This is a genomic window from Xenorhabdus sp. PR6a (genome assembly GCF_028599065.1).
GTDB classification, from domain to species: Bacteria; Pseudomonadota; Gammaproteobacteria; order Enterobacterales; family Enterobacteriaceae; genus Xenorhabdus; species Xenorhabdus doucetiae.
Genome location: NZ_JAQRFJ010000046.1, coordinates 22,769 through 30,897, shown reverse-complemented (window position 1 = coordinate 30,897; position 8,129 = coordinate 22,769). Strand labels below are relative to the sequence as shown.

General features: G+C 38.0%; 9 protein-coding genes. 3 read left to right on the top strand and 6 right to left on the bottom strand.

What is annotated here, in order from left to right; translation table 11 throughout:
- Together PSI15_RS12765 and PSI15_RS12760 are read left to right on the top strand one after the other, a co-directional pair.
- A partial coding sequence (locus PSI15_RS12765) for a hypothetical protein (RefSeq protein WP_273583853.1) occupies positions 1-339 on the top strand: 339 nt, incomplete at its 5' end.
- 119 nt (positions 340-458) lie between these two features.
- On the top strand, positions 459-710 hold the full coding sequence (locus PSI15_RS12760; protein ID WP_045969754.1) for a GlsB/YeaQ/YmgE family stress response membrane protein: 252 nt from the start codon (positions 459-461) through the stop codon (positions 708-710).
- A gap of 132 nt (positions 711-842) precedes the next feature.
- Here the strand turns inward: PSI15_RS12760 and sseA are convergent, their stop codons facing one another.
- On the bottom strand, positions 843-1,682 hold the full coding sequence (gene sseA / locus PSI15_RS12755) for a 3-mercaptopyruvate sulfurtransferase (protein ID WP_273583852.1): 840 nt from the start codon (positions 1,680-1,682) through the stop codon (positions 843-845).
- A gap of 38 nt (positions 1,683-1,720) precedes the next feature.
- Positions 1,721-1,876, bottom strand: a complete 156-nt coding sequence (locus PSI15_RS12750; protein WP_167541625.1) for a hypothetical protein — start codon at positions 1,874-1,876, stop codon at positions 1,721-1,723.
- 127 nt (positions 1,877-2,003) lie between these two features.
- Here PSI15_RS12750 and dinG point away from each other — a divergent pair, with 127 nt between their 5' ends.
- Positions 2,004-4,139 carry an ATP-dependent DNA helicase DinG gene (gene dinG, locus PSI15_RS12745; protein ID WP_273583851.1) on the top strand — a complete coding sequence of 712 codons (2,136 nt, stop codon included), beginning with the start codon at positions 2,004-2,006 and terminating at the stop codon, positions 4,137-4,139.
- Between the two features lie 40 nt (positions 4,140-4,179).
- Here dinG and PSI15_RS12740 read toward each other — a convergent pair whose 3' ends face one another.
- The 4 genes from PSI15_RS12740 to dps all read right to left on the bottom strand — a co-directional run bounded on the left by PSI15_RS12740 (position 4,180) and on the right by dps (position 7,968).
- Positions 4,180-4,803 carry an ATP-binding cassette domain-containing protein gene (locus tag PSI15_RS12740; protein WP_273583850.1) on the bottom strand — a complete coding sequence of 208 codons (624 nt, stop codon included), beginning with the start codon at positions 4,801-4,803 and terminating at the stop codon, positions 4,180-4,182.
- Between the two features lie 1,706 nt (positions 4,804-6,509).
- Positions 6,510-6,719 (bottom strand): hypothetical protein, encoded by a 210-nt coding sequence (locus PSI15_RS12735; RefSeq protein ID WP_273583849.1) that lies wholly within the window; start codon positions 6,717-6,719, stop codon positions 6,510-6,512.
- A gap of 328 nt (positions 6,720-7,047) precedes the next feature.
- On the bottom strand, positions 7,048-7,269 hold the full coding sequence (locus tag PSI15_RS12730) for an alkylphosphonate utilization protein (protein ID WP_045969765.1): 222 nt from the start codon (positions 7,267-7,269) through the stop codon (positions 7,048-7,050).
- Positions 7,270-7,461: 192 nt separating this feature from the next.
- On the bottom strand, positions 7,462-7,968 hold the full coding sequence (gene dps, locus PSI15_RS12725; protein ID WP_045969766.1) for a DNA starvation/stationary phase protection protein Dps: 507 nt from the start codon (positions 7,966-7,968) through the stop codon (positions 7,462-7,464).
- Between the last annotated feature and the right edge of the window lie 161 nt (positions 7,969-8,129).

The following is an 8,129-nucleotide window of genomic DNA, read 5'->3' as shown; positions in this document are numbered from 1 at the left end:
TTTGAAAGATTATATTTGCATTTTATAAGTACTAACATATTAACTACTCGTGATCTAAATAGGTTTGTTATTAGTAATGTTAATGGTATGCGATATCTCGTGAATTATAGCATAGCAAACATATCAGAATTTAGTCTTAATACAATGGAGAGGATGGCAGATGCGTGGAGACGAGCCGAATTTTCTCGTTTTAGTGTAAATGAGTGGTTATATGGTGAATTACGACATTTATATCCTGATCTAAATTTTCCGCAAAATATAACATTAGGTAATAATGCATTTGAATTTTTTAACCAAAATATCATTTCAGATATCAGGAATTTAGATGTAATAAATTAAATAACACTCCAAGGTTGTTGATTACAATTTGCAATTTTTTCCATTAGTGTCTTAACTTAGGACGTAAAAACATAATGAAATTCCTAAACCAATAATCTAAACAATTCTGGAGGTTACATATGGGTATCCTGTCATGGATTATCTTTGGCCTGATTGCTGGAATTCTTGCTAAATGGATTATGCCGGGAAATAACAGTAGTGGCATCATTATGACCGTGATTTTAGGCATCGTGGGTGCCGTTGTGGGTGGGTACATCAGTACATTCCTTGGCATGGGAAAAGTGGATGGCTTTAATTTAGGCAGTTTCGTTATTGCCGTGATTGGCGCAATCATTGTCCTGTTTGCCTACCATAAAATTGCTAACCAATAGCTTTATATATCAATCGCTTTACCTATTTGTTTTAAGGATCGGACTCCATATGATGAATAACAAAAAAAGGGCATGCTATTTTGCTGCCCTTTGTTATTGTTCATTATTTCCAATGAGCTGTTTTGCTAATTGTTATTTTTCTAACGGCAATGAATCATCGGCTCCCCATTCAGCCCAAGAACCATCGTATAATTTTACTTCTGTGTGACCTATCATATCGAGACCCAACGCTAAAACGGCGGCGGTCATGCCAGAGCCACAACTGGTAATCATCGGCTGGTCTAAATTAACGCCTTGTTGACGGAATATTGCCGCTATTTCTTCTGCTGATTTATAACGCCCATGATCAATCAATGCCGTCCACGGCACATTTTTAGCGCCGGGTAGATGCCCCATTCTCAAGCCGGGTCGGGGTTCCGGCACTTTGGCCTGAAAACGGTCTTCGGCTCGGGCATCAATAAACTGTACAGGGGCATGATTATGCAGTGCAGCTAGGATCTGCGCCTGAGAACAGACTTTTTCAGGCGTAAACTGAACATTGAAAACGTCGGGGGTACGGGCAACTTTTCCCGATTCGGTGGGATAACCAGCTTGTTGCCAGCCTTGTAAGCCCCCCTCAAGAATACGGATATGACGGGCACCAAAGATGTTGAACGTCCACCAGGCCCGCGGGGCGGAAAACATATTTCCCTGATCGTAAATCACCACTAAATGATTTTCACTTATGCCCATGTCACTCACCGCTTGGCGGAATGTTTCTGGCTCTGGCAGCATGTGCGGCAGGTTGGTTTGCAGATTGGCGACTTTATCAAGATCAAAAAACTGCGCGCCCGGAATATGTTTTTCTAACCAGAGTTGGTGATAATCAATGGATTGGGTGGGCATTGGGGCACTGGCATCAACGACAACAACATTCTCATCAAAGAGATGCTCGTTTAACCATTGTGGGCTGACAAAATATTCATTTTTCATGCGCTTCCTCATTTGGTGTTACGATCCAAGCCAAGGTATTATTGTTGCCCGACTGAAGTATTTTCCTGCTGAGTCTGTTGGGGTTCTTCGGCGGGGGTGGTTGAGCGGGTATATATATTCATTCCCGCCAGAAAGATCCCTCCAACTGAGCCGATAGAAAATAATATGATGATAATAAGCAGGATTTTTTTCATCTCTGTATCCGATAAGGTTTTAATAAAGCGTGACAATAGCCATAAAAAGCCGAAAGATAGAAGGTCAAAAGTATATCGGCTTCTACACGGCAGACAAGCGATAACCCATTTTTAAGCAGCAAAACTTATGGCACTTTCCAGTTCAATAAAAAATCAGATTAGTCAGTGGTACAAATCATTATCTACCCATATTGAGGGCTTCATTCCACGCGCGCCCCAACGTCAAATGATCGCAGAGGTTGCAAAAACATTGGCGGATGAAGAGGGGCGGCATTTGGTGATCGAAGCCCCGACGGGAGTGGGAAAAACGTTGTCTTACCTGATTCCGGGGATTGCCGTTAGCCGGGCAGAGCAGAAACCCTTAGTGGTCAGTACCGCCAACGTTGCCCTGCAAGATCAAATCTATAGCAAGGATTTGCCTTTACTGCGTAAAATTATTCCTGACCTGAAATTCACGGGCGCTTTTGGTCGGGCGCGTTATGTCTGTCCGCGCAATCTGGAAGCCATTTGTGCCGCAGAGGGAGAGCAGATTGACCTGATGTTTCTGGTTGAAGATCAGGCTGAATTAGCCAATAGTGAAGAGCGGGAACTGTGTCGCCGATTGCGCAGTGATTATACGACGTTTGCGTGGGATGGCTTACGTGACCACCATAAACTGGCACTGGCGGATTCGCTGTGGGCAAAAATCAGTACGGACAAAATGAACTGTCTGGCGCGAAACTGCCAGTTTTACTACCGTTGCCCCTTTTTTCTTGCCCGCAGGGAAATTGAAGAGGCCGATGTTATCGTTGCCAATCACGCTTTAGTCATGGCGGCGCTGGCAAGTGAATCGGTTTTACCGGAAGCAAAAAATCTGCTGTTAGTGCTGGATGAAGGGCATCATATCCCGGAGGTGGCAAGGGATGCGCTGGAAGTTGAAGGAGAAATTACCTTATTCCAGCTTAATGGGCAGCTAGACACATTTGTCCGTCATGTCGAGCAATACCTGACACAATTTCGGCCGACAAAACCGCCTGCTTTGGCCAATATCCCTCGGCTACAAACGCATTGTGCAACAATCCGTGAATATTTTAAGGAAGTAGCGGAGATAACACAGGCGCTATTGCCTGAGCGCGGTGAAGCGGAAGAATTTCTATTTGAATTGGGAAAATTGCCGGAGAGTTTACTGCTGTGTTGTCAGCAATTATTTAAACTCACGGATGGATTGCGTGGTTTGGCAGAGGCAATTTTAAATGATTTAAGTGATCAGACGGCCAAACAAGATATTGTCCGCTTACATCGCGCCATTTTGCAAACCAGCCGGACATTGGGCTATTTTGAAAATATGGCAAAACTGTGGCGTCTGGCAGCACAAGAAGAGTCGTCCCATGCGCCGATATCAAAATGGTTAACGCGGCGCTATGAAAAAAACCGGTCACACCTTTATTTTCATTGTGCGGGAATTCGGGTCAGTGAACAATTAACCCAGCTATTATGGCGCGCTGTTCCCCATGTTGTCGTGACATCCGCCACCTTGCGTTCACTGAATAGTTTTTCCCGTATTCAGGAACTGACCGGGTTACACGAAAATCATGATGATCGGTTTGTTACCCTGTCATCACCTTTTGAACATGTACGACAAGGGCGTCTGGTGATTCCCCAAATGACACAGGAACCGACCATTCATAATGAAATGCAGCACCTTGAGGAGATGGCGCGCTATTTCCGTTCTCAGGTCATGGCAGGGAAGCATCGGGGAATGTTGGTACTTTTTAGCAGCCTGCGAGCAATGGAAGGCTTCCTCACTTTCGTTACAGACTTGCGGTTGATGTTATTGGTACAAGGTGATCAGCCTCGCTATCGATTGGTAGAAACCCATTGCAAGCGTATTGATGAAGGGCAAGCCAGCGTTCTGGTTGGATTGCAGTCATTTGCCGAAGGATTGGATCTGAAAGGTGATTATCTTTCACAAGTCCATATCCATAAAATCGCATTTCCTCCGGTCACCAATCCGGTGATTATGACTGAAAGTGAATGGCTGAAATCGTTGAAACGTTACCCATTTGAAATCCAGAGCTTACCCAGCGCGTCTTTTAATTTGATCCAACAAGTGGGACGATTAATTCGCAGCCATAACTGTTATGGTGATGTGGTGATTTATGACAATCGATTATTGACCAAACGTTATGGCCCGCGTTTATTGAAATCTTTGCCTGTATTTCCCATCGAACGGCCAAATATCCCCTCAGAACAGGAATTGGCAATCCTGAAACAGGATAAATAACGCAAGAGTGGGTTATTTATCCCATTGTGTTGCATCAAAGTTAAAATTTAATGATTTGATTTTTATCTATTTTATAATCATGGGTCATTAACCCTTGCAAAAAGTTCTCATCATGAGCGCTTAGAACAAAAATTTTTTTGTCAGCAAGGGGTTTGATCAATGTCTTTAAAAAAGTGGTTGATTTTACATCAAGGCCATTGGTGGGTTCATCAAAAATATAAACATCAACATCAGACAGTAACGCCGATGTCAGCAGAAATTTCTTTTTAGTCCCCAAAGACATATGACCAAATTCTGTATTTAAGTAATGCGAGATACCAAAACCGGTTAAATACTCTTCCAATTGATGGTTATGACTGATATTTTTATAATGTTTGGTTAAGTTGATGATATCAAGCCCAGTAAGAAAATCATAAAACTCTATGTGATCTGACAGATAAAAACCCTGTTTTTGTAAATTGAATGAATGATTTTTATCACCTGTGACGAAATTGATTTTACCTTTATTTATCTTTTTCATGCCAGAGAGACAAGAAAGGAACGTGGTCTTCCCTGAGCCATTGATGCCGACAATACGATTTATGCCAATATTAAATTGACAATTAACATTTGAAAATATTTTTCTATTGCCCACTGTCGTTTCTAGCCCAATGATATCAAGCATAAATATAACCTCCTAAACAAGAAAATAGCACTATGAAACATAGTGTCAGTAATTTTGTGTATTGTGTTTTTGATAGGTTGATTAAAGCCGTAAAGATAGAGATGACACAATAATAAAGAAATAAAACCATATGAAATGAATGAGTTACAAAGAGATTAAATACGCCACAAAGAAAAGTAAAAAAAGAAAAACAGAGACAATAATTAAGGATCAAGAGTTTTTTTGGTGATGCAAAATTGATTAGATAGCAAAGGTGGTTTTTATTGTCATGAATTAAACTATAGAACAATATCATTGAAATATAGAGTATGACACCAAAATAGATTGCTATGATATAATTGATGTTTTCAGGCGCTTGTTGACAAGCTATATAAGCTATGAAATATAAAAAGGCTATTGATGCGATGATATTTGAAATAAATGTTTTGTTAGTTGATATAAAATCAAATAAATATATAAAATAAAGAGATAAAAACCTATTGAATGAAATAATATTATTTCTTCGATGGTTTTTTTTATCTTTTTTCCCTTGAATAAACAGCCAAAAAGAAGCGCTTAAGATAACAATGGTATAAGCTAAGTTATATAGCAGGTTGTACCTAAATATAGACAGAAAGATAAACAAAAATGACAAGGTTAAGATGTGAGATAATTTTAACTCTGATAAGGAAAACCCAATCACGGAAAAGGATGTGATCAGAAATAACACCGAGGTTATTTCTGATAATGTCCTGCCACTATCGGATAATAATCCGATAAAAAAGAAAATGGAGATGGGCACAGCACTATAAACCATAAAGATAATTCGGCATATAAAGAAGGTTTTTTTATCGACTAATGATAAGATAAAACCGTTTGAATATTTTAATGGTAATAACTGTTTTTGTATCGAATAAAAAATAACATATATCAACAGAGATATTGATGAAAAATAAAAGGAAGTTATTGTATTATTTGGGGTGATGACATATTGTGATAAATGTATCAATCCGTTGAAAATCCCACCGACTTGGGCTGGGATAAATAAAAAAACAAAAACAATATAAGGGTTTTATTTCCTGAGGCAAATTGTTTTATCTTGCCTTTATATTCTAATATATCAGCGATAAGTAAATTCATTTTTTCTCCTAAAACCAGAATCACTCTATCACTCTTAGTGATTTTATGAGTTAATTTTATTTATATGTTTAAGTTATGTTGTATATTATCCTGATAGTCAATTCGATATTAGTCTTAACTAATGTTATGGTTTTAATCTAATATGGTATTCTTTAACATTCTAAAGAGTTAATTATTTAGAACTTTATAAATAGATGTTCGTGGATAAATCTCAATAGAGAAATGGTTGGGAAACTGTCAGTCGAGCTATACCCGCCGTCATAGAAAGTGTTTAATACCTCAGTAACGACGGGTATACGTTTCGAATTAAACATTGAGCTTGAATTTATAGCCTCTTGAAGTCTTTTTTATTAAATAAAATTGAAGTGATTTGATATCTATTGTCGCATACATTTTTTATATTCTTTATCAACACAGTATGAATATCTTCCAGTGTGTTCTATATATTTAATGCATGAAACGTGTGCGATAACTGAACATTGATAAGATTTATCATTCGCAAAGGTATTCCATGATGCTAATAGCAAAATAGCTGGGCATAAAGTCAGTAAAATTTTCATCTTGTCACCTTTATATCAATGTGAAATTTATTTCATCAATTGATGCATACAATTGCTATATACCTCTTTCATGCAAAAATCATATTTTTTACGGTGTTTTTTGTGTTTAGCACATATGGTCCGTGCTTGTTCCATACATACATCAGATTTGCTGGAATCTTGTTTTGTTTGTGCTGCAAAGGTATTCCATGATGCTAATAGCAAAACGGCGGTACATAAAGTCAGTAAAATTTTCATCTTGTCACCTTTATATAAATTCTAATATTTTCAATATCTTTAATCTTTATCAGGATAAAGACACAATTATAATAAATCCCCTTTGTTGAAATTCCAATCTATTTGGCGTTTTTCGGGTTTTTTTATAAATATTCTATTTAGTGGTTTGATTTTTTTAGTGATATTTCTATTTTTTAGATCCGGTGTAATCAGCAGTGGTAATAGTGATTTAGCTGATTCAATATGATTTCATGCTATTTGATTTTTAATGCGATTAATAAAAAAGGATAAATAATATAAGAGTTAATATTATTTATCCTTTAGTCAAAAATAGGTCTGTAACTGTTATTTATCCTATTTTTTTCAGGAAGCAGGTTTTCAGAACTAACCCTTTGATTTTATCCGCGTTACACTCAATTTCATCTTCGCGATGAGTCAGGCGGATGTTTTTGATCAGGGTGCCGCGTTTCAGGGTTTTTGACGTTCCCTTGACTTTCAAGTCTTTGATAACCTGAACGGAGTCGCCGTCATTCAGCAACGCACCGTTAGAGTCTTTAACTTCGATATCCATTTTATACAATCCTCATGTTTATTTTTGAGTCAAACAGGGATTATAGAGAGAAAGTCGATCTTTTTAAAGGTTAGTGTGATTTTTAAGGTGATAGCTTCCATTTTTTAATGTTTTTCTCTATCAGCAATGAGAATCGAGGTAAAAAAGGCCACAAATGTGGCCTTAACTTAATGAAAAATAAATTTTTTTATTTTATTGCTCAATATTTGCTTCGATAAACCATAAAAATTTGTCAAGATCACGAGATGCAGCCGTAAACATATCCGCCGTATCTTCATCTTCGGCATCAACAATGGCCTGACGGATATCATTGGCAACGACAGCATAGCGATCTGCCAATGCCTTTAGATGATCCTGGACATTGTGAATATCCGTTGGATAGCTTTTCAGTATGGTGCGTTTATGCACTTCTTGAACCGTCCCCAATGCGGTTCCACCTAATTGGACTGCACGTTCTGCAAATATATCAAGATGTTCCATGATGGAGTTGCGAAAATCATCCAGCATTTCGTGAATGGCAATGAAATTTCGGCCGCGTATATTCCAGTGGGCTTGTTTAGTCAGCATGGAGAGGTCGATAAATTGAACGACCCTATGATTTAGGGCAGTAATCGTTCTCTGTTTAATACCTTCATCAATATTGTTTCGGGTATAAATCAGGCCGGAAGGTTGGGTTTTGATTAATTTTGCTGTATTCATAATAGTGCTTCCTTAATTCTGATTAATGAATGATTTCATTAGATAGAATAAATTTAGCTGATCATCTGCTATAAGTCACATTGCTTACCTCTATCGAATTGATAGTCATTATATCCGTCAGTAACATATTGATAATTTATGAAAATAAAAAACCGGAGAAT

Excerpts from the sequence above, each read along its gene's own strand:
- PSI15_RS12760 (WP_045969754.1), top strand. The coding sequence starts at position 459 with ATGGGTATCCTGTCATGGATTATCTTTGGCCTGATTGCTGGAATTCTT.
- sseA (WP_273583852.1), bottom strand. The coding sequence starts at position 1,682 with ATGAAAAATGAATATTTTGTCAGCCCACAATGGTTAAACGAGCATCTC.
- PSI15_RS12750 (WP_167541625.1), bottom strand. The coding sequence starts at position 1,876 with ATGAAAAAAATCCTGCTTATTATCATCATATTATTTTCTATCGGCTCA.
- dinG (WP_273583851.1), top strand. The coding sequence starts at position 2,004 with ATGGCACTTTCCAGTTCAATAAAAAATCAGATTAGTCAGTGGTACAAA.
- PSI15_RS12740 (WP_273583850.1), bottom strand. The coding sequence starts at position 4,803 with ATGCTTGATATCATTGGGCTAGAAACGACAGTGGGCAATAGAAAAATA.
- PSI15_RS12735 (WP_273583849.1), bottom strand. The coding sequence starts at position 6,719 with ATGAAAATTTTACTGACTTTATGTACCGCCGTTTTGCTATTAGCATCA.
- PSI15_RS12730 (WP_045969765.1), bottom strand. The coding sequence starts at position 7,269 with ATGGATATCGAAGTTAAAGACTCTAACGGTGCGTTGCTGAATGACGGC.
- dps (WP_045969766.1), bottom strand. The coding sequence starts at position 7,968 with ATGAATACAGCAAAATTAATCAAAACCCAACCTTCCGGCCTGATTTAT.